The sequence below is a fragment of the Bacillus sp. B28 genome, from assembly GCF_029536185.1.
GTDB lineage: Bacteria > Bacillota > Bacilli > Bacillales > Bacillaceae > Bacillus > Bacillus halotolerans.
Genome location: NZ_CP120511.1, coordinates 3,052,324 through 3,073,378, shown reverse-complemented (window position 1 = coordinate 3,073,378; position 21,055 = coordinate 3,052,324). Strand labels below are relative to the sequence as shown.

Below are 21,055 nucleotides of genomic sequence, written 5' to 3'. Positions count from 1 at the left end.
AATCAGACTCTTTCTATTTTCTCTTTAATTTCTTTAATCTGGCTGAGGTGGCGTTTTTCATGATGGCCGATAAAATCGATCCATTGTCTGACGGTCAGCTCTTGAAACACGGGATGCGGCAATACTCTCTCAAAATCTTCTTCTTTAAGAGAGGCAATAACAGCTGTCAGCTGCTCCCTTACAACATCAAGCTCCCGTTTCATTTGGCTGCCTGAAATAAAATCATGATCCGGTTCAAGATGGGCCGGCGCTTTTCGTTTATTGCTTCTATCCTGTGCGGCCGTAAGCGGTTTTTCCTCAATCTCCTTAACAGGCGCTTCCTTTACTCGTTCTTTCAGCATATTTTGGGCGGTCATATCAATTTTCTTCAAATGATCAAGAACTTCCCGTATACTCCATTCATCAGAAGAAGGCTTCTGATTCAGCTTTTCATCGGAAAGTCCTTTTACTTCATTCCATGTTTCTAATCTGGCTTCATTAAAGATACTCATCATATCTCCTCCTGAAAAAACATTACCATATATAAAAGCATTTATCATTTATAAAGTACTTCGTGGGGAGAATTTATCGAAAAATTTCGAAACCTTTTCCTCTGTATCTCGTATAAAAGGTAACGACGGCCGTCGGTTAAAGTAGCAGCTTAGAAAGGATGAGAAAATTGGAGTTATACGGTATTCCTGTCCAAACGATTTACCTTTACACCCTTATCATAGCCGGAAGCCTCACGCTGCTATTTTTATTTTTCGGAGATGTGTTTGAAGGGCTGTCCGAAGCTATTCCGTTTTTAAACCCGACATTGGTGCTCTCATTTTTCACATTTTTCTCCGCATTAGGATATATAGGCGAAACAGTTTTCCCCCTCCCCAGCCTGATTATTGCTCTATTATCCTGTCTTCTTTCAGTGCTGCTGGTGATATTGCTCCATTTATTTGTGCTTGTCCCTTTATCATCGGCAGAAGAATCATTGACTTATCGGGAAGGTGATCTTAGAGGTAGACTCGGAAAAGTCATAACCGCTGTTCCGGTTGATGGATTTGGAGAAGTACTGATTGAAGGGATAGGCGGTACGATTTCAAAATCAGCGATCAGCTTTGAAAATGAACAGATCAGTTACGGAACAGTCGTCTTAGTTGTTGATGTCAAAAACGGAGTTCTTTCAGTCACTCCGCATGAATCTTTATAAAACAAGGAGGAATGTCATATGACAATGCCGATTATCATCGTCATCGCAGTTGTATTCTTTTTACTCATTGCACTTATAGCGGTATTTATTACAAAATATCGTACGGCAGGGCCTGATGAAGCGTTAATTGTTACAGGAAGTTATCTTGGAAATAAAAATGTTCACGTTGATGAGGGAGGCAACCGCCTGAAGATTGTTCGCGGAGGAGGAACCTTTGTTCTTCCGGTTTTTCAGCAGGCTGAGCCGCTAAGTCTGTTATCAAGCAAACTCGATGTATCGACACCTGAAGTGTATACCGAGCAAGGTGTGCCTGTAATGGCAGACGGAACTGCAATTATTAAAATCGGCGGCTCTATTGGAGAAATCGCCACAGCAGCCGAACAATTTTTAGGAAAGTCAAAAGAAGACCGTGAGCAGGAGGCACGTGAGGTACTGGAAGGCCACCTCCGTTCCATTCTCGGGTCTATGACAGTAGAAGAAATTTATAAAAACCGCGAAAAATTCTCTCAAGAAGTGCAGCGTGTCGCTTCACAGGATCTTGCGAAGATGGGTCTTGTGATTGTCTCCTTTACCATTAAAGATGTCCGTGATAAAAACGGCTATCTTGAATCACTAGGTAAACCGAGAATTGCGCAGGTAAAACGTGATGCTGACATTGCAACCGCAGAAGCCGATAAAGAAACAAGAATTAAGAGGGCGGAAGCCGATAAAGAAGCCAAAAAATCAGAGCTTGAACGAGCGACGGAAATTGCCGAAGCTGAAAAAATCAATCAGCTTAAAATGGCTGAATACCGGCGAGATCAAGATACAGCAAAAGCCAACGCTGACCAGGCATACGATTTGGAAACAGCCAAAGCACGCCAGCAGGTGACTGAACAGGAAATGCAGGTCAAGATTATAGAACGCCAAAAACAAATTGAATTAGAAGAAAAAGAAATTCTCCGCCGTGAACGCCAGTATGACTCTGAAGTGAAGAAAAAAGCCGATGCAGACCGCTATTCAGTTGAGCAATCTGCCGCTGCTGAAAAAGCCAAACAGCTCGCCCAAGCCGATGCCAAGAAATACAGCATAGAAGCAATGGCGAAGGCTGAAGCTGAAAGGGTCAGAATTGACGGCCTTGCAAAAGCAGAAGCTGAAAAAGCAAAAGGTGAGACAGAGGCTGAGGTTATTCGCTTAAAAGGTCTTGCGGAAGCGGAAGCGAAAGAAAAAATTGCCGCTGCCTTTGAGCAGTACGGTCAGGCTGCGATTTTTGATATGATTGTCAAAATGCTTCCGGAATACGCGAAACAGGTATCAGCACCGCTTTCAAATATTGATAAGATCACTGTCGTTGATACAGGAGGAAACGGTGATTCAAGCGGCGCCAACAAAGTCACAAGCTATGCGACAAACTTAATGTCCAGCCTGCAAGAAAGCTTAAAAGCGTCTTCGGGAATCGACGTAAAAGAAATGATTGAGAACTTTTCAGGAAAAGGCAACATCAAACAGAGCATCAACGAACTGACAAATGAATTAAAAGAAACAAAACCTGTTCAAAAATCTGAATAACCATTGCGGAAAGGATTAGAGAATGAATGGTGACTATAAGAGAAGCACGTCTAGATGATATAAAGGCCATCGCAAAAGTGCATGTTGACAGCTGGGTGACAACTTACAGCGGCATTGTCTCCGCTGAATACTTAAATGGTTTGAACTACAAGGATTTTGAAGCCAAATGGAAAAGCCGTTCATTAAAGGGGGTCTTTGTAGCAGAAGATGAAGAAGGTTCAGTATTCGGCTTTGCATCTTTTGGTCCAATTCGTTCAGAGCAGAGCGGCTATGACGGAGAGTTGTATGCCATTTACCTTTTAGAAGAAAAGCAGCGGCAAGGTGCAGGCAGAGCGCTTTTGACAAAGGGAACAGATTTTTTGCTTGATCATGGCTTTACGAGCATGTTTGTTTGGGTCGTAGAGGAGAATCCTTCGATTACATTTTATCAGTCGTTTTCACCTGAAAGAGCAGCCGAGGATAGTTTTGAAATCGCAGGAGAAAGCATGAAAGAAATAGGATTCGGCTGGCCGGATCTCGCTTCATTAAAAAAACTGCTTAACGGAAGATAAAAACCCCCCCCAGCGGAACGGCCGCTGGGGGGGGTTAGATTAAGCTTTTTCAGTTTTCAGCAAGCGCGGAGCTGTCATGAACAATAAACAAAGGACAATCGCACAGATGATGAATGACGGAACCATATAAGTAGCATTATAAGTTAACGAGTAAATCCATACCGGTGTTCCTTTTGGTGCAAAGCTGCCGAAAAATACAGCCCCTGAAATCACGTGTGCAGCATAACGCAGAAAACTGCCGATAAAAACTGCGCAAATAATTGATACGATCAATTTCCCTTTTGCTTTTGATAAGGCGGATTTGCGGACAGCGGAAGCGAAAAAGCCGCTTATGCCGACAGCGGCGAACGCTGCAATGTAATCAAGCAACAGCTGTACAGGGTGCTGAAGAAATAGATTTCCGATCGCAATTTGAACGAGACCTGTCAATAGACCGGTGGTAAGCCCCGCTTTAACTCCCCAGCGAAAAGAAATCAAAAAAATCGGAATCATCATGATGGATACCGACCCTCCTTGAGGCATACGGAGGAACATTCCGGAAACGATGTCTAAAATGACAGCAGCAGCAGTCATGATTGCAATTTCAATAAGACGTACCAGTTGTCTTGATTGAGCCATAAAAATCCCCTTCCATCGATAGACAATCCAAAAGGACACAAAAAAGCAGCACGCGGAAGGATGAGGAAAGTTCCACGCACTGCTTTACAATCTGCAATTCATTTGACTTTGCCACATCCCTACGCCAGCGTTAACTAACAGGTTCAAAGGGTCAGAACGAAACCGCTCACTCTCAGCTTTTATGCTCCCCTTGTGGTCATCGGATATTTAGTTCGTTTCTACTATACAAGAAAAAGGTTAAAACAACAAGATGACATTGACTGTGGTAAATGTTCTTTATTAGATAAATGTTTTATAAAGCATTATAAGTTAGATAGAATAAAGAAAGATTACAGTTTTATTGTTTTATAGATTTTTTAAAAAAACTATTGCAATAAATAATTATAGGTGTTATATTATTAAACGTCGCTGATGAACAGCAGACAAAACAAGAAGCTTTAAACAACTTTTAAAAAAGTTGTTGACAATTAAGAAGTTGAGTGTTATATTAGTAAAGCTGCTTCATTGAGAGCGGTGATGATCTTTGAAAACTAAACAAGACAAAACGTACCTGTTAATTCAAGTTTTATTATAAATCGCACAGCGATGTGCGTAGTCAGTCAAACTAAGGTCTGCACGATGCAGATCACGCAGATGTTGCCACAGGATGTGGTGAACTCAATCTGCGATCCATTTATCGGAGAGTTTGATCCTGGCTCAGGACGAACGCTGGCGGCGTGCCTAATACATGCAAGTCGAGCGGACAGATGGGAGCTTGCTCCCCGATGTTAGCGGCGGACGGGTGAGTAACACGTGGGTAACCTGCCTGTAAGACTGGGATAACTCCGGGAAACCGGGGCTAATACCGGATGCTTGTTTGAACCGCATGGTTCAAACATAAAAGGTGGCTTCGGCTACCACTTACAGATGGACCCGCGGCGCATTAGCTAGTTGGTGAGGTAATGGCTCACCAAGGCAACGATGCGTAGCCGACCTGAGAGGGTGATCGGCCACACTGGGACTGAGACACGGCCCAGACTCCTACGGGAGGCAGCAGTAGGGAATCTTCCGCAATGGACGAAAGTCTGACGGAGCAACGCCGCGTGAGTGATGAAGGTTTTCGGATCGTAAAGCTCTGTTGTTAGGGAAGAACAAGTACCGTTCGAATAGGGCGGTACCTTGACGGTACCTAACCAGAAAGCCACGGCTAACTACGTGCCAGCAGCCGCGGTAATACGTAGGTGGCAAGCGTTGTCCGGAATTATTGGGCGTAAAGGGCTCGCAGGCGGTTCCTTAAGTCTGATGTGAAAGCCCCCGGCTCAACCGGGGAGGGTCATTGGAAACTGGGGAACTTGAGTGCAGAAGAGGAGAGTGGAATTCCACGTGTAGCGGTGAAATGCGTAGAGATGTGGAGGAACACCAGTGGCGAAGGCGACTCTCTGGTCTGTAACTGACGCTGAGGAGCGAAAGCGTGGGGAGCGAACAGGATTAGATACCCTGGTAGTCCACGCCGTAAACGATGAGTGCTAAGTGTTAGGGGGTTTCCGCCCCTTAGTGCTGCAGCTAACGCATTAAGCACTCCGCCTGGGGAGTACGGTCGCAAGACTGAAACTCAAAGGAATTGACGGGGGCCCGCACAAGCGGTGGAGCATGTGGTTTAATTCGAAGCAACGCGAAGAACCTTACCAGGTCTTGACATCCTCTGACAATCCTAGAGATAGGACGTCCCCTTCGGGGGCAGAGTGACAGGTGGTGCATGGTTGTCGTCAGCTCGTGTCGTGAGATGTTGGGTTAAGTCCCGCAACGAGCGCAACCCTTGATCTTAGTTGCCAGCATTCAGTTGGGCACTCTAAGGTGACTGCCGGTGACAAACCGGAGGAAGGTGGGGATGACGTCAAATCATCATGCCCCTTATGACCTGGGCTACACACGTGCTACAATGGACAGAACAAAGGGCAGCGAAACCGCGAGGTTAAGCCAATCCCACAAATCTGTTCTCAGTTCGGATCGCAGTCTGCAACTCGACTGCGTGAAGCTGGAATCGCTAGTAATCGCGGATCAGCATGCCGCGGTGAATACGTTCCCGGGCCTTGTACACACCGCCCGTCACACCACGAGAGTTTGTAACACCCGAAGTCGGTGAGGTAACCTTTATGGAGCCAGCCGCCGAAGGTGGGACAGATGATTGGGGTGAAGTCGTAACAAGGTAGCCGTATCGGAAGGTGCGGCTGGATCACCTCCTTTCTAAGGATATTTACGGAATATAAGACCTTGGGTCTTATAAACAGAACGTTCCCTGTCTTGTTTAGTTTTGAAGGATCATTCCTTCGAAACGTGTTCTTTGAAAACTAGATAACAGTAGACATCACATTCAATTAGTAACACAAGATATCACATAGTGATTCTTTTTAACGGTTAAGTTAGAAAGGGCGCACGGTGGATGCCTTGGCACTAGGAGCCGATGAAGGACGGGACGAACACCGATATGCTTCGGGGAGCTGTAAGCAAGCTTTGATCCGGAGATTTCCGAATGGGGAAACCCACCACTCGTAATGGAGTGGTATCCATATCTGAATTCATAGGATATGAGAAGGCAGACCCGGGGAACTGAAACATCTAAGTACCCGGAGGAAGAGAAAGCAAATGCGATTCCCTGAGTAGCGGCGAGCGAAACGGGATTAGCCCAAACCAAGAGGCTTGCCTCTTGGGGTTGTAGGACACTCTGTACGGAGTTACAAAGGAACGAGGTAGATGAAGAGGTCTGGAAAGGCCCGCCATAGGAGGTAACAGCCCTGTAGTCAAAACTTCGTTCTCTCCAGAGTGGATCCTGAGTACGGCGGAACACGTGAAATTCCGTCGGAATCCGGGAGGACCATCTCCCAAGGCTAAATACTCCCTAGTGACCGATAGTGAACCAGTACCGTGAGGGAAAGGTGAAAAGCACCCCGGAAGGGGAGTGAAAGAGATCCTGAAACCGTGTGCCTACAAGTAGTCAGAGCCCGTTAACGGGTGATGGCGTGCCTTTTGTAGAATGAACCGGCGAGTTACGATCCCGTGCAAGGTTAAGCAGAAGATGCGGAGCCGCAGCGAAAGCGAGTCTGAATAGGGCGCATGAGTACGTGGTCGTAGACCCGAAACCAGGTGATCTACCCATGTCCAGGGTGAAGTTCAGGTAACACTGAATGGAGGCCCGAACCCACGCACGTTGAAAAGTGCGGGGATGAGGTGTGGGTAGGGGTGAAATGCCAATCGAACCTGGAGATAGCTGGTTCTCTCCGAAATAGCTTTAGGGCTAGCCTCAAGGTAAGAGTCTTGGAGGTAGAGCACTGATTGGACTAGGGGCCCCTACCGGGTTACCGAATTCAGTCAAACTCCGAATGCCAATGACTTATCCTTGGGAGTCAGACTGCGAGTGATAAGATCCGTAGTCGAAAGGGAAACAGCCCAGACCGCCAGCTAAGGTCCCAAAGTATACGTTAAGTGGAAAAGGATGTGGAGTTGCTTAGACAACCAGGATGTTGGCTTAGAAGCAGCCACCATTTAAAGAGTGCGTAATAGCTCACTGGTCGAGTGACTCTGCGCCGAAAATGTACCGGGGCTAAACGTATCACCGAAGCTGCGGACTGTTCTTCGAACAGTGGTAGGAGAGCGTTCTAAGGGCTGTGAAGCCAGACCGGAAGGACTGGTGGAGCGCTTAGAAGTGAGAATGCCGGTATGAGTAGCGAAAGAGGGGTGAGAATCCCCTCCACCGAATGCCTAAGGTTTCCTGAGGAAGGCTCGTCCGCTCAGGGTTAGTCGGGACCTAAGCCGAGGCCGAAAGGCGTAGGCGATGGACAACAGGTTGATATTCCTGTACCACCTCCTCACCATTTGAGCAATGGGGGGACGCAGGAGGATAGGGTAAGCGCGGTATTGGATATCCGCGTCCAAGCAGTTAGGCTGGGAAATAGGCAAATCCGTTTCCCATAAGGCTGAGCTGTGATGGCGAGCGAAATATAGTAGCGAAGTTCCTGATTCCACACTGCCAAGAAAAGCCTCTAGCGAGGTGAGAGGTGCCCGTACCGCAAACCGACACAGGTAGGCGAGGAGAGAATCCTAAGGTGATCGAGAGAACTCTCGTTAAGGAACTCGGCAAAATGACCCCGTAACTTCGGGAGAAGGGGTGCTCTGTTAGGGTGCAAGCCCGAGAGAGCCGCAGTGAATAGGCCCAGGCGACTGTTTAGCAAAAACACAGGTCTCTGCGAAGCCGTAAGGCGAAGTATAGGGGCTGACGCCTGCCCGGTGCTGGAAGGTTAAGAGGAGCGCTTAGCGTAAGCGAAGGTGCGAATTGAAGCCCCAGTAAACGGCGGCCGTAACTATAACGGTCCTAAGGTAGCGAAATTCCTTGTCGGGTAAGTTCCGACCCGCACGAAAGGCGCAACGATCTGGGCACTGTCTCAACGAGAGACTCGGTGAAATTATAGTACCTGTGAAGATGCAGGTTACCCGCGACAGGACGGAAAGACCCCGTGGAGCTTTACTGCAGCCTGATATTGAATGTTGGTACAGCTTGTACAGGATAGGTAGGAGCCTTGGAAACCGGAGCGCCAGCTTCGGTGGAGGCATCGGTGGGATACTACCCTGGCTGTATTGACCTTCTAACCCGCCGCCCTTATCGGGCGGGGAGACAGTGTCAGGTGGGCAGTTTGACTGGGGCGGTCGCCTCCTAAAAGGTAACGGAGGCGCCCAAAGGTTCCCTCAGAATGGTTGGAAATCATTCGCAGAGTGTAAAGGCACAAGGGAGCTTGACTGCGAGACCTACAAGTCGAGCAGGGACGAAAGTCGGGCTTAGTGATCCGGTGGTTCCGCATGGAAGGGCCATCGCTCAACGGATAAAAGCTACCCCGGGGATAACAGGCTTATCTCCCCCAAGAGTCCACATCGACGGGGAGGTTTGGCACCTCGATGTCGGCTCATCGCATCCTGGGGCTGTAGTCGGTCCCAAGGGTTGGGCTGTTCGCCCATTAAAGCGGTACGCGAGCTGGGTTCAGAACGTCGTGAGACAGTTCGGTCCCTATCCGTCGCGGGCGCAGGAAATTTGAGAGGAGCTGTCCTTAGTACGAGAGGACCGGGATGGACGCACCGCTGGTGTACCAGTTGTTCTGCCAAGGGCATCGCTGGGTAGCTATGTGCGGACGGGATAAGTGCTGAAAGCATCTAAGCATGAAGCCCCCCTCAAGATGAGATTTCCCATTCCGCAAGGAAGTAAGATCCCTGAAAGATGATCAGGTTGATAGGTCTGAGGTGGAAGTGTGGCGACACATGGAGCTGACAGATACTAATCGATCGAGGACTTAACCTAATTCCTAATGATGTCACACCTGTTATCTAGTTTTGAGAGAACACTCTCAATTGTTTGGTGGCGATAGCGAAGAGGTCACACCCGTTCCCATGCCGAACACGGAAGTTAAGCTCTTCAGCGCCGATGGTAGTCGGGGGTTTCCCCCTGTGAGAGTAGGACGCCGCCAAGCAGTTGCACGTTAGTGCAATTATGGAGGATTAGCTCAGCTGGGAGAGCATCTGCCTTACAAGCAGAGGGTCGGCGGTTCGAGCCCGTCATCCTCCACCATTCTTACTATACATAATATGTTTACATATGAGCCGGTGTAGCTCAATTGGTAGAGCAACTGACTTGTAATCAGTAGGTTGGGGGTTCAAGTCCTCTTGCCGGCACCACTTTTATATGATATAATATTCAAGTCTCTTGTAAGAAGAGCCATTAGCTCAGTTGGTAGAGCATCTGACTTTTAATCAGAGGGTCGAAGGTTCGAGTCCTTCATGGCTCACCATTTATATGTTGCGGATGTGGCGGAATTGGCAGACGCGCTAGAATCAGGCTCTAGTGTCTTTACAGACGTGGGGGTTCAAGTCCCTTCATCCGCACCATTTCTGCGGAAGTAGTTCAGTGGTAGAACACCACCTTGCCAAGGTGGGGGTCGCGGGTTCGAATCCCGTCTTCCGCTCCAACTATACCATCCACGCCGGGGTGGTGGAATTGGCAGACACACAGGACTTAAAATCCTGCGGTAGGTGACTACCGTGCCGGTTCAAGTCCGGCCCTCGGCATTATAATTTGCGCCCGTAGCTCAATTGGATAGAGCGTTTGACTACGGATCAAAAGGTTAGGGGTTCGACTCCTCTCGGGCGCGCCATGATCTACATGAAATCGGGAAGTAGCTCAGCTTGGTAGAGCACATGGTTTGGGACCATGGGGTCGCAGGTTCGAATCCTGTCTTCCCGACCATTCTTGGGGCCTTAGCTCAGCTGGGAGAGCGCCTGCTTTGCACGCAGGAGGTCAGCGGTTCGATCCCGCTAGGCTCCACTTGATTTCAATATATGATTTGGCGGTGTAGCTCAGCTGGCTAGAGCGTACGGTTCATACCCGTGAGGTCGGGGGTTCGATCCCCTCCGCCGCTACCAAAGGACCTTTAGCTCAGTTGGTTAGAGCAGACGGCTCATAACCGTCCGGTCGTAGGTTCGAGTCCTACAAGGTCCACCACAATACGGAGGAATACCCAAGTCTGGCTGAAGGGATCGGTCTTGAAAACCGACAGGGGTGTCAAAGCCCGCGGGGGTTCGAATCCCTCTTCCTCCGCCATATATATTCTTACATTTTATCATCGCGGGGTGGAGCAGTTCGGTAGCTCGTCGGGCTCATAACCCGAAGGTCGCAGGTTCAAATCCTGCCCCCGCAACCAAAAAAATATCCTTTTAAATAGGAGCGCCCGAAGGGTGCAACCAATTAAAATCAAATGGTCCGGTAGTTCAGTTGGTTAGAATGCCTGCCTGTCACGCAGGAGGTCGCGGGTTCGAGTCCCGTCCGGACCGCCATTTAAATAATAAGGCTCGGTAGCTCAGTTGGTAGAGCAACGGACTGAAAATCCGTGTGTCGGCGGTTCGATTCCGTCCCGAGCCACCATTTACAAATATATATATATTTTGGCGGTTGTGGCGAAGTGGTTAACGCACCAGATTGTGGCTCTGGCATTCGTGGGTTCGATTCCCATCAATCGCCCCAAATAAAATTGCGGGTGTAGTTTAGTGGTAAAACCTCAGCCTTCCAAGCTGATGTCGTGGGTTCGATTCCCATCACCCGCTCCATTTCTATATCGTCATGGGCCTGTAGCTCAGCTGGTTAGAGCGCACGCCTGATAAGCGTGAGGTCGATGGTTCGAGTCCATTCAGGCCCACCATACCATGACTTTAACGTTCCACAGTAGCTCAGTGGTAGAGCTATCGGCTGTTAACCGATCGGTCGCAGGTTCGAATCCTGCCTGTGGAGCCATATGGAGAAGTACTCAAGTGGCTGAAGAGGCGCCCCTGCTAAGGGTGTAGGTCGTGTAAGCGGCGCGAGGGTTCAAATCCCTCCTTCTCCGCCATGACGGCCCGTTGGTCAAGCGGTTAAGACACCGCCCTTTCACGGCGGTAACACGGGTTCGAATCCCGTACGGGTCATCCTGAAACCTTGCATATCCTGCAAGGTTTTTTTGTTTTCTAAAACTATATGATATGCATCTGATTTTGTTTTTTATTCTATATTAAATTTATAACAAAAAACGCCATATCTTTTGTTTTTCTTCAGAAAATGAAGTTTTATGTCAATAAATATAAGCGCTTTCTAGAAAGGGCTTTTTTATATTTCTACGAATAAATAATATAAATGAAAACTATGATGTCAGAAAGGATGATTACATGGCCGCTGCCAGCCCAACAGCACATGATGTTTATCTTTTTCACGAAGGCAGTCTGTTTAAAAGCTATCAGCTGTTTGGCTCGCATTATCGCGAGCTGAATGGCCAAAGCGGGTATGAATTTTGTGTGTGGGCGCCTCATGCGTCAGAAGTTCGAGTGGCTGGAGATTTTAACAGCTGGTCAGGTGAGCTTCATGTTATGCAGAAAGTTAATGATCATGGCATTTGGACGTTATTTGTTCCAAGTTTGAAAGACAAGGAACGATATAAGTATGAAATCGTGACAAATAGCGGAGAGACCATGCTGAAGGCAGACCCGTATGCTTTTTATTCAGAAGTAAGACCGAATACGGCGTCTCTTACTTACGATCTTGCAGGGTACAGCTGGCATGATCAAAAGTGGCAGAAGAAGCAGAAAGCTAAAACGATATATGAAAAGCCGGTTTTTATTTATGAGCTTCATCTTGGTTCATGGAAGAAGCATCCCGATGGCACGCTTTACTCCTATGAAGAATTAGGCCAGTCTCTTATTCCTTATATCAAAGAGCAGGGATTTACCCATATCGAGCTGCTGCCCCTATATGAACATCCTTATGATCGCTCTTGGGGTTATCAAGCAACGGGGTATTACAGCCCGACAAGCCGATTTGGCACGCCACATGATTTGATGAGATTTGTTGATGAATGCCATCAGGCAAACATCGGCGTCATACTTGATTGGGTCCCCGGACATTTTTGTAAAGATTCGCATGGGCTTTATATGTTTGATGGAGCGCCGCTTTACGAATATCAAGAAGAGCGTGACAGGGAGAACTGGCTGTGGGGCACCGCTAACTTTGATTTAGGAAAACCGGAAGTTCATAGTTTTTTAATTTCTAATGCGTTGTACTGGGCGGAATTCTATCATATAGATGGCTTTAGGGTCGATGCCGTGGCTAATATGCTGTATTGGCCAAATCAGGATGAACGCCATACGAATCTCTATGCAGTTGAATTTTTAAAAAAGCTAAATCAAACAATGCGGGAGGCATATCCGCATGTCATGATGATAGCGGAAGATTCCACCGAATGGCCTCAAGTAACAGGTTCTGTTGAGGAAGGGGGACTCGGCTTTCATTTTAAATGGAATATGGGCTGGATGAATGATGTGCTGAAATATATGGAGACGCCTGCTGAACAAAGGCGGCACTGCCATCAGCTTGTGTCTTTTTCCTTGCTTTATGCGTTTAGTGAACATTTTGTATTGCCATTTTCTCATGATGAAGTCGTCTATGGAAAAAAATCACTTCTTCATAAAATGCCTGGCGACTATTGGCAGAAGTTTGCCCAATATCGGCTTTTACTCGGTTATATGACGGCCCATCCCGGAAAAAAACTCATTTTTATGGGATCGGAATTTGCCCAATTCGATGAATGGAAAGATACAGAACAGCTTGATTGGTTTTTGAACTCCCTCCCCATGCATCAAAAAGCAAGTGTTTTTACTCAAGATCTTCTCCGCTTTTATCAAAAAAGCAAAATCCTTTATGAAAATGACCATCGTAGACAGTCATTTGAATGGATTGATGTCCACAATGAGGAGCAATCCATCTTTTCTTTTATTCGGTATGGCAGACGGCACGGTGAGGCGCTTATCATCTTATGTAATTTTACACCCTCTGTCTATCATCAATACGATGTTGGCGTTCCCTTTCTTACCCAATATATCGAAGTGTTGAACAGTGACAATGAAAAATATGGGGGCTCAGGTCAATTGAATAAAAAGCCGTTGGCAGCCAAACCTGGAGCTGTTCATCACAAACCGTGCTATATCACAATGACAATCCCCCCTTATGGCATTTCGATTATGCGGGCGGTGAAAAAAAGAGGAGAGATAAATGAATGAAAAAACAATGTGTGGCTATGCTCCTTGCCGGCGGGAAGGGCAGCCGTCTCAGCGGATTAACAAAACATATGGCAAAACCGGCCGTATCTTTTGGGGGAAAATACAGGATTATTGATTTTACACTCAGCAACTGCTCGAATTCAGGCATAGACACAGTAGGCATCTTAACGCAATATCAGCCGCTGGAGCTGAATTCCTATATTGGCATCGGCAGTGCATGGGACCTTGACAGGCACAATGGCGGCGTTACGGTATTGCCTCCTTATGCCGAGTCATCCGAAGTGAAATGGTATAAAGGGACGGCTAGCGCAATTTATGAAAATCTCAATTACCTGAACCAGTACGATCCTGAGTATGTGCTGATCTTATCAGGCGATCACATTTATAAAATGGACTACGGCAAAATGCTTGATTTTCATATTGAAAAGAAAGCGGATGTGACCATCTCCGTGATTGAAGTGGGATGGGAAGAAGCGAGCCGATTCGGCATCATGAAGACAAATGAAGACGGAATCATCACACATTTTGATGAAAAGCCTAAATTTCCAAAGAGCAATTTGGCATCCATGGGTATTTATATTTTCAATTGGCCGCTCTTGAAGCAATACCTTGAGATGGATGACCGGAATCCGTATTCAAGCCATGATTTCGGCAAAGACATCATTCCTTTGCTTTTGGAGGAGAAAAAGAAGCTTTCCGCTTATCCGTTTAAAGGATATTGGAAGGATGTCGGCACGGTGCAGAGCTTATGGGAAGCCAATATGGATTTGCTGAAAGACCAGTCTGAGCTGAAGCTGTTTGAACGCAATTGGAAGATTTACTCTGTCAATCCAAATCAGCCTCCGCAATTTATTTCGCCTGAGGCGCAGGTTCATGACTCACTTGTGAATGAGGGGTGTGTTGTTTATGGGAATGTGTCTCACTCCGTTCTATTTCAAGGTGTCACCGTCGGTAAGCACGCAACGGTGAAGCGTTCAGTGATTATGCCGGATGTGACAATCGGTGAGCATGTCGTGATTGAGAATGCTATCGTGCCCAAGGGCTTAGTGCTTCCGGATGGCGCAGTGATTAAATCTGAAAAAGACATTCAGGAGGTGCTGCTTGTTTCGGAGGAATTTGTAGAGAAAGAATTGATTTAATTACTGAAGAGGAGGCAGAATCAGTTGATCAATAATCAAATGTTAGGTGTTATAGATGAAACCACATATAAGCATTCTCTTCAGGATTTAACCGCACAGCGGTCGCTTGGTGCGATTCCTTTTGCTGGCAGATACCGTTTGATAGATTTTATGCTGTCCAATATGGTGAATGCGGACATTAGGAGTGTGGCGATTTTTCCGAAATATCGCTATCGGTCTCTTATGGATCATCTTGGGGCAGGGAAGGAATGGGATTTGCACCGAAAAAAGGACGGCCTCTTTTTTTTTCCGTCACCGCATTTGCATGATGAGTATAATGAATTCGGTTCATTTCGCCAGTTTTCTGATCATCTTGATTACTTTCACAGAAGCACACAGCAATATGCCGTCATCACCAACAGCCATACTGTATGCAACATTCAATTTCAATACGTGCTGAAAAGACATCAGGAGGCGGGCTGTGACATTACCGAGGTCTTTCAGGACGGTCAGTCGCTGCAAATCTATATCATGTCTTCTAAACTCTTGAAGGATCTGATCTACGGACATATTGAAAAAGGATACAGAACCATTCAGGAGGTTGTTGAAAAGGAAGCCTCCGCATTGACCATTTGCCCATATGAATATTCGGGGTATGCAGCTGTTATTGATTCTGTAGAAAAGTATTATACCCACAGTATGGAGCTTATTCAGCCGCGTTTTTGGCAGCAGGTGTTTTTGCCTCAGCAGCCGATTTATACAAAAGTGAAGGATGAGCCCCCAACGAAATACGGGAAGAACAGCACTGTTAGAAATTCTTTAGTGGCAAACGGCTGTGTGCTTGAGGGGGAGGTCGAAAACTGCATCTTATTCAGGGCGGTGTATGTTGGGAAAGGCACGAAGCTGAAAAACTGCATTATTATGCAAAAAACACAAATTGGTGAGGATTGTTTGCTGGAGCAGGTGATTGCTGATAAAGATGTCAAAATCGGCAATACGACTGAAGCTGCAGGAACGGAGGAGCAGCCGCTCGTGTTAAAAAAAGGTTTGGTGCAAGGAGAGCTGATGAATTCTTGAAGGTGTTATTTGCTGTCTCAGAATGTACCCCGTTTGCAAAATCAGGAGGCCTGGCCGATGTGGCCGGCGCGCTGCCCAAAGTGCTTTCTCGTCTTGGTAACGACGTAGCGGTGATCATGCCGAAATACAGTCAAATTCCTGATCCCTGGAAAAAGCGTATGAAGAAAACAGCTGAATGTACGGTTGCTGTTGGCTGGCGTCAGCAATATTGCGGGATTGACCATTTGGCTGAAGATGGTGTGAATTATTATTTTATCGACAATAAATATTATTTCTCAAGGGATTCCCTGTACGGGCATTTTGACGATGGGGAGCGGTTTGCTTATTTTTCAAGAGCTGTGCTGGAAGCGGCAGAAGCAGTGAGTTTTCAAGCCGATATCATTCATACTCATGACTGGCATACAGCGATGGTCAATTACTTGTTAAAAGAGGAATACAGTAAGCGCCCTTTTTATAAGCAGATGAAAAGTGTGCTCACGATCCATAACTTGCAGTTTCAAGGTATATTCCCGCCTGAGGTGACACATGACTTGCTCGGTCTGGACATGAGTCATTTTCATTATGAAAGATTAGAATGCAATGGATTTGTTAATTTTATGAAAGCAGGGATTCTCGCTGCTGATCATGTAACAACGGTGAGCCCGACTTATAGAAATGAAATTTTAACGCCGTATTACGGCGAGCAGCTTGAGCCAGTTTTGCAGCATAGGGAAAAAGATTTAACAGGGATCTTAAACGGTATTGATGACTCTTTCTATCAGACAGAGAGCGATCCGTATATTGAGATGCATTACGACCCTGAACGTCTTGATTTAAAGGAAGAAAATAAAACGAAGCTCCAGCGGCGTATGGGCCTTCCGGAACGAAAAGATATTCCGCTGATCAGTATGGTAACAAGGCTGACCAAACAGAAGGGGCTTGATCTTGTTAAGAGAATGATGCACGAGCTGCTGGAGGAGAGAGACATACAGCTGATTGTGCTCGGTACGGGGGAGCAGGAATTTGAGAACTACTTCCGTTACATTGAATTTGCATTTCACGATAAATGCAGGACGTATATTGGGTTTGATGAGCCGCTTGCCCATCAGATTTATGCGGGCTCGGATTTGTTTCTGATGCCGTCGAAATTTGAGCCGTGCGGTCTGGGGCAGATGATCGCGCTTCAATATGGCGCTATTCCGATTGTCAGAGAAACAGGCGGGCTCTATGACACTGTCCGTTCCTACCGGGAGGAAGAGGGCACAGGCAACGGTTTTACGTTCTCAGCCTTTAATGCTCACGATCTGAAATTTACGATCGAGAGGGCGCTGTCGTTTTATCGCCAAAAGGATGTATGGAAGAGCATCATGAAGACCGCAATGAATGCAGATTACAGCTGGAACAAATCAGCCAAACAATATCAGCGCATTTTCGAGCATGTGACAAGGAGTGGACGGGATGTTCTCGAGTAAAGAACGCTTTGCAGCCTTATTTTTAAAGCGTCTGGAAATGACGTGCGGGAAAAGCTTTAAGGACTCTTCCAGGCTTGATCAATATAAAACCTTAGGCAATATGATCAGAGAGTACATCAGCGCTGATTGGATCCAGACAAATGAAAGAAGCAGGTCCAATTCCGGAAAGCAGACATATTATTTGTCGATTGAATTTCTTCTTGGACAGCTTCTTGAACAAAATTTAATGAATCTCGGTATTCGGGATGTAGTGGAAGCGGGTCTGAAAGAGATCGGCATCAGTTTAGACGAGATCCTTTATATGGAGAGCGATGCAGGGCTAGGGAATGGCGGTCTGGGGCGATTGGCAGCTTGCTTCTTAGATTCCTTGGCTTCGTTAAACTTGCCTGGGCATGGGATGGGAATTCGCTATAAGCATGGCTTATTTGAACAAAAAATTGTTGAGGGGCATCAGGTTGAGCTGCCTGAGCAATGGCTGAAAAACGGGAATGTGTGGGAAGTAAGAAATGCTGATCAAGCGGTTGACGTGCCGTTTTGGGGCGAGGTGCATGTGACTGAAAAAAACGGCCGTCTGCATTTTCGTCATGAGCAAGCAACAATCATTACCGCCGTTCCTTATGATATCCCGATCATCGGATACGATACGGGCACAGTCAACACATTAAGACTTTGGAACGCCGAGCCTTATGCGCATTATCACGGCGGCAATATTTTGTCTTATAAACGGGAAACAGAAGCTGTATCTGAATTTTTATACCCTGATGACACGCATGACGAGGGTAAGATATTACGGCTGAAGCAGCAGTATTTTTTAGTATGTGCAAGTTTAAAAAGCATTGTGAACAATTACCGCAAAACGAATCAATCATTATATGGCCTGCATAAAAAAGTAAGCATTCATATTAATGACACCCACCCTGCACTTGCTGTGCCTGAACTTATGCGGATTTTGCTTGATGAAGAAAACATGAGCTGGGAAGATGCCTGGCATATCACGGTACATACAATTTCCTATACGAATCATACGACACTGTCAGAAGCGCTTGAAAAATGGCCGATTCATTTATTTAAGCCGTTGCTCCCGCGAATGTATATGATTATTGAAGAGATTAATGAGAGGTTTTGCAGGGCGGTTTGGGAGAAGTATCCCGGTGACTGGAAAAGGATAGAGGATATGGCGATTACGGCGCACGGTGTTGTCAAAATGGCTCATCTCGCAATAGTGGGAAGCTACAGTGTAAACGGAGTTGCCAAAATTCATTCCGACATTTTAAAGGAACGGGAGATGCGTCATTTTCATTTGATGTTTCCGAATCGGTTTAACAATAAAACAAATGGGATTGCCCATAGGCGCTGGCTGTTAAAAGCCAATCCCGGCTTGTCCGCGATGATAACGGATGCGATAGGCGATGAATGGATAAAACAGCCGGAATCCTTGATTCGGCTGGAACCGTACGCTGCTGATCCCGCTTTTATTGAGCAGTTCCAAAACAACAAAAGCAGAAAAAAGCAAGAGCTTGCTGATCTGATTTTTTGCACGGCCGGAGTGGCTGTAAATCCGGACAGCATATTTGATGTACAGGTGAAACGGCTTCATGCGTATAAACGGCAGCTGCTGAATGTTCTTCATATTATGTATTTGTATAACCGCCTGAAGGAGGATTCGGGATTTTCTATTTATCCGCAAACCTTTATTTTCGGAGCAAAGGCTTCACCAAGCTATCATTACGCGAAGAAAATCATTAAACTGATTCATTCCGTTGCGGAGAAAGTAAATTATGACCCGGCGGTGAGGCAGCTGCTCAAGGTCGTTTTTTTAGAAAATTACAGGGTCTCTATGGCAGAACAGATTTTTCCGGCATCAGATGTAAGTGAACAAATTTCGACTGCAAGCAAGGAAGCGTCCGGTACAGGAAATATGAAGTTTATGATGAATGGCGCGCTGACAATCGGCACGCATGACGGGGCGAATATTGAAATTCTGCAACGGGTCGGAGCTGATTGTGTTTACACATTTGGTTTGAAAGCGGATGACGTTCTTTCCTACCAGGAAAACGGAGGCTACAGATCAAGGGAGTATTATCAGCATGACCGCAGAATCAGGCAGGTAGCGGATCAGCTGATCAACGGTTTCTTTGAAGGTGAAGCCGATGAATTTGAATCCATCTATGATTCGCTGCTGCCGCATAATGACGAGTATTTTGTATTGAAGGATTTCAGTTCATACGCGGATGCCCAGGAGCGTATTCAAGCCGATTATCAAGATCGGCGTAAATGGTCAGAGCGTTCGATTTTAAACATTGCCCATTCAGGTTATTTTTCAAGCGACCGGACGATTCAAGAATATGCGAAACACATTTGGAGAATTAAGCCGATGATGTAAAAAAGCCGCTGTTTGAGCGGCTTTTTTTGTTCAAAGATTCATTGAATAGATCGTAAAGGATAAGACAGTTGCAAAGGCACTCCATAAAAAATAAGGCACAAGAAGCCAGCTTGCGGCCCTGCTGTATACTTTTGCAATGATGATTACAACCAGCGCTGTTATGGCGACAAGCAGGCAGTCAATGGATGCGGCAAGGAGATTCTTTTGCGTAAACTGAAAATAACTGAATGCCTGATTAAGCACATAATTGATCAAAAACGCCAGCCAAAAGCTTTTGGCTTTTTTAAATGAACATTTGGCAAAAACAATGGCAGCTGAAAGAGAAATCAGCGCAAACAGGACGGCCCAGATGATGCCGATCGTTGACCCGCTTGGCGTCCAGTCTGGCTTTTTCAGTGAATGATACCAATTTTGGTCGATCGGAAATAGATAGTCTGCGGCTGAAAACAGTGCGTATGTAATGATAAAAACTACGATTGCGCCGAATATCTTTTTCATATATTTTCCTCCGATATGTATTTATTTTACATGTAGCTTTACCCTTTAACTTGGATAGATCAAACTCCTGATATGCGGGGGAGATGATGTAGAGAGCTGCTGTAATGCGGTCATTTATGAAAACACAAAAGAGAACCCCCTTTGCCTGGGGGTTCAATCTGCATGGAGATCGCCAAACGTCGTCATGATGCCTTCTTCATCCAGCTCTTCCTCATAACGTTCATGCGCCCTGCTTGGATACACTGTAATTTCTTTGCCGGTAATATCTGTGGCAATGAAATTCTCATATGATTCTGTATTGCCGATATTTTCTTCGGCATTCATCGTCATATCATCATAGCTGAGCGGCGGATTTTCCATGTCCTGCGGTGTTTCCGAGTTTCCGTATTTTTCAACGTCCTGGTAGGAATCTTCACTGTCGTAAGGCGCTCTGATTTCTTCATCATCGTCAAATTCAAATTGCCCGAAAGGTGTTTCTTCTTCGATCGGACGGTCTTTGGAAACAACATCCTGTGATGAATATTCCGCGAGCGTTGTAGCAGTCGGAAGCGCTTCTAGGCGTTCATAAGGAATTTCCTTTCCGCTGACCTCACAAATCCCGTACGTGCCGTTTTCTATCGCCTTCAATGAATGCTCAATGTCCCGGAGATGCTCCCGCTCATGCAAATCAAGAGCAATGTCTTTTTCGCGTTCATAAAGCTCTGTCGCCTGATCGCCTGGGTGATTGTCATAAGCAGAAAGCTCACCCCACGAATCATATGGAAAAGCGGAATTGAGCTGAAAATGGTCATTGTCTTTGAAGCGGTTCAATATATCTTCTTTCGTTTGTTCAAGTTCCTTTTTTAAATGCTGAAGCTGTTCGTTTGTAAGCAATATGATCGCCTCGTTTCTCTGTAATGCATACCTTTAGTATGGACAGATCGCCTGAGAACTTTCATAAATCCCTTGTGGAGGAATATAGGAGATTTTCCTTATATGGTAAGCGGATACAAGCTTTGCTATCAGTGGAGAAAGAAATTTAAGGTTTGTTTCTT

12 protein-coding genes, 21 tRNA genes, 3 rRNA genes and 1 riboswitch are annotated in these 21,055 nt (G+C 46.3%); of the genes, 32 read left to right on the top strand and 4 right to left on the bottom strand.

Going from position 1 to position 21,055, the window contains the following annotated elements; genetic code table 11:
- Positions 1 to 2 precede the first annotated feature (2 nt).
- Positions 3 to 491: a DinB family protein gene (locus P3L57_RS15360; RefSeq protein WP_044158879.1), complete on the bottom strand. Its 489-nt coding sequence runs from the start codon at positions 489 to 491 to the stop codon at positions 3 to 5.
- Positions 492 to 658: 167 nt separating this feature from the next.
- Between P3L57_RS15360 and P3L57_RS15355 the strand changes: the two genes are divergently transcribed.
- Genes P3L57_RS15355 through P3L57_RS15345 form a run of 3 tightly spaced genes read left to right on the top strand, consistent with a single transcriptional unit; the run spans position 659 to position 3,282 of the window.
- Positions 659 to 1,183 (top strand): NfeD family membrane protein, encoded by a 525-nt coding sequence (locus P3L57_RS15355; protein ID WP_059292678.1) that lies wholly within the window; start codon positions 659 to 661, stop codon positions 1,181 to 1,183.
- Positions 1,184 to 1,201: 18 nt separating this feature from the next.
- A complete protein-coding gene (floT, locus tag P3L57_RS15350; protein ID WP_059292679.1) occupies positions 1,202 to 2,731 on the top strand; it encodes a flotillin lipid rafts scaffold protein FloT in 1,530 nt (509 codons plus the stop codon).
- Between the two features lie 26 nt (positions 2,732 to 2,757).
- Entirely contained in the window at positions 2,758 to 3,282 is a 525-nt protein-coding gene (locus P3L57_RS15345; RefSeq protein WP_059292680.1) for a GNAT family N-acetyltransferase, read from the top strand.
- Between the two features lie 39 nt (positions 3,283 to 3,321).
- On the opposite strand, the gene thiT is transcribed toward P3L57_RS15345, so the two are convergent.
- Complete coding sequence (thiT, locus tag P3L57_RS15340) at positions 3,322 to 3,900, bottom strand: energy-coupled thiamine transporter ThiT (RefSeq protein ID WP_044158874.1); 579 nt, start codon at positions 3,898 to 3,900, stop codon at positions 3,322 to 3,324.
- A gap of 99 nt (positions 3,901 to 3,999) precedes the next feature.
- Positions 4,000 to 4,101, bottom strand: a riboswitch (TPP riboswitch).
- 472 nt (positions 4,102 to 4,573) lie between these two features.
- On the opposite strand from thiT, the gene P3L57_RS15335 reads away from it, so the two are divergent.
- The 29 genes from P3L57_RS15335 to glgP all read left to right on the top strand — a co-directional run bounded on the left by P3L57_RS15335 (position 4,574) and on the right by glgP (position 19,523).
- A 16S ribosomal RNA gene (locus P3L57_RS15335) occupies positions 4,574 to 6,123 on the top strand.
- A 169-nt stretch (positions 6,124 to 6,292) separates the two neighbouring features.
- Positions 6,293 to 9,220: ribosomal RNA gene (locus P3L57_RS15330) — 23S ribosomal RNA — on the top strand.
- Positions 9,221 to 9,273: 53 nt separating this feature from the next.
- Positions 9,274 to 9,389 (top strand): 5S ribosomal RNA (gene rrf / locus P3L57_RS15325).
- The 16S, 23S and 5S rRNA genes sit together here with 21 tRNA genes alongside, the layout of an rRNA operon.
- Before the next feature lie 22 nt (positions 9,390 to 9,411).
- Positions 9,412 to 9,487 (top strand) — tRNA-Val (locus P3L57_RS15320).
- Positions 9,488 to 9,518: 31 nt separating this feature from the next.
- Positions 9,519 to 9,594 (top strand) — tRNA-Thr (locus P3L57_RS15315).
- Between the two features lie 37 nt (positions 9,595 to 9,631).
- A tRNA-Lys gene (locus P3L57_RS15310) sits at positions 9,632 to 9,707 on the top strand.
- Between the two features lie 10 nt (positions 9,708 to 9,717).
- A tRNA-Leu gene (locus P3L57_RS15305) sits at positions 9,718 to 9,804 on the top strand.
- A 5-nt stretch (positions 9,805 to 9,809) separates the two neighbouring features.
- Positions 9,810 to 9,884: transfer RNA gene (locus P3L57_RS15300), tRNA-Gly, on the top strand.
- 14 nt (positions 9,885 to 9,898) lie between these two features.
- A tRNA-Leu gene (locus tag P3L57_RS15295) sits at positions 9,899 to 9,984 on the top strand.
- Between the two features lie 9 nt (positions 9,985 to 9,993).
- Positions 9,994 to 10,070: transfer RNA gene (locus tag P3L57_RS15290), tRNA-Arg, on the top strand.
- A gap of 15 nt (positions 10,071 to 10,085) precedes the next feature.
- Positions 10,086 to 10,162, top strand: a tRNA-Pro gene (locus tag P3L57_RS15285).
- 5 nt (positions 10,163 to 10,167) lie between these two features.
- A tRNA-Ala gene (locus tag P3L57_RS15280) sits at positions 10,168 to 10,240 on the top strand.
- Positions 10,241 to 10,261: 21 nt separating this feature from the next.
- Positions 10,262 to 10,338, top strand: a tRNA-Met gene (locus P3L57_RS15275).
- A 2-nt stretch (positions 10,339 to 10,340) separates the two neighbouring features.
- Positions 10,341 to 10,417: transfer RNA gene (locus P3L57_RS15270), tRNA-Ile, on the top strand.
- Between the two features lie 6 nt (positions 10,418 to 10,423).
- A tRNA-Ser gene (locus P3L57_RS15265) sits at positions 10,424 to 10,516 on the top strand.
- Between the two features lie 23 nt (positions 10,517 to 10,539).
- Positions 10,540 to 10,616, top strand: a tRNA-Met gene (locus tag P3L57_RS15260).
- A 56-nt stretch (positions 10,617 to 10,672) separates the two neighbouring features.
- A tRNA-Asp gene (locus tag P3L57_RS15255) sits at positions 10,673 to 10,749 on the top strand.
- A 12-nt stretch (positions 10,750 to 10,761) separates the two neighbouring features.
- A tRNA-Phe gene (locus P3L57_RS15250) sits at positions 10,762 to 10,837 on the top strand.
- 23 nt (positions 10,838 to 10,860) lie between these two features.
- Positions 10,861 to 10,936, top strand: a tRNA-His gene (locus tag P3L57_RS15245).
- A gap of 9 nt (positions 10,937 to 10,945) precedes the next feature.
- Positions 10,946 to 11,019, top strand: a tRNA-Gly gene (locus P3L57_RS15240).
- A 15-nt stretch (positions 11,020 to 11,034) separates the two neighbouring features.
- Positions 11,035 to 11,111: transfer RNA gene (locus tag P3L57_RS15235), tRNA-Ile, on the top strand.
- A 17-nt stretch (positions 11,112 to 11,128) separates the two neighbouring features.
- Positions 11,129 to 11,203 (top strand) — tRNA-Asn (locus tag P3L57_RS15230).
- Positions 11,204 to 11,206: 3 nt separating this feature from the next.
- A tRNA-Ser gene (locus P3L57_RS15225) sits at positions 11,207 to 11,297 on the top strand.
- A 4-nt stretch (positions 11,298 to 11,301) separates the two neighbouring features.
- A tRNA-Glu gene (locus P3L57_RS15220) sits at positions 11,302 to 11,373 on the top strand.
- 237 nt (positions 11,374 to 11,610) lie between these two features.
- Positions 11,611 to 13,494, top strand: coding sequence for a 1,4-alpha-glucan branching enzyme (gene glgB / locus P3L57_RS15215; RefSeq protein WP_069487016.1), 1,884 nt, complete (start codon positions 11,611 to 11,613; stop codon positions 13,492 to 13,494).
- A complete protein-coding gene (locus P3L57_RS15210) occupies positions 13,491 to 14,633 on the top strand; it encodes a glucose-1-phosphate adenylyltransferase (protein ID WP_059291768.1) in 1,143 nt (380 codons plus the stop codon). The genes glgB and P3L57_RS15210 overlap by 4 nt, the downstream gene beginning before the upstream one ends.
- A gap of 24 nt (positions 14,634 to 14,657) precedes the next feature.
- Positions 14,658 to 15,689, top strand: a complete 1,032-nt coding sequence (gene glgD, locus P3L57_RS15205) for a glucose-1-phosphate adenylyltransferase subunit GlgD (RefSeq protein WP_083244515.1) — start codon at positions 14,658 to 14,660, stop codon at positions 15,687 to 15,689.
- Positions 15,686 to 17,140: a glycogen synthase GlgA gene (gene glgA, locus P3L57_RS15200; RefSeq protein ID WP_069487017.1), complete on the top strand. Its 1,455-nt coding sequence runs from the start codon at positions 15,686 to 15,688 to the stop codon at positions 17,138 to 17,140. Before glgD ends, glgA begins: the two co-directional genes overlap by 4 nt.
- Positions 17,127 to 19,523, top strand: a complete 2,397-nt coding sequence (glgP, locus tag P3L57_RS15195; protein WP_069487018.1) for a glycogen phosphorylase GlgP — start codon at positions 17,127 to 17,129, stop codon at positions 19,521 to 19,523. Before glgA ends, glgP begins: the two co-directional genes overlap by 14 nt.
- Before the next feature lie 30 nt (positions 19,524 to 19,553).
- Here the strand turns inward: glgP and P3L57_RS15190 are convergent, their stop codons facing one another.
- Positions 19,554 to 20,021: a TspO/MBR family protein gene (locus P3L57_RS15190; protein ID WP_069487019.1), complete on the bottom strand. Its 468-nt coding sequence runs from the start codon at positions 20,019 to 20,021 to the stop codon at positions 19,554 to 19,556.
- Positions 20,022 to 20,174: 153 nt separating this feature from the next.
- Positions 20,175 to 20,894: a yteA family sporulation protein gene (locus tag P3L57_RS15185; protein ID WP_024122606.1), complete on the bottom strand. Its 720-nt coding sequence runs from the start codon at positions 20,892 to 20,894 to the stop codon at positions 20,175 to 20,177.
- Positions 20,895 to 21,055 lie beyond the last annotated feature (161 nt).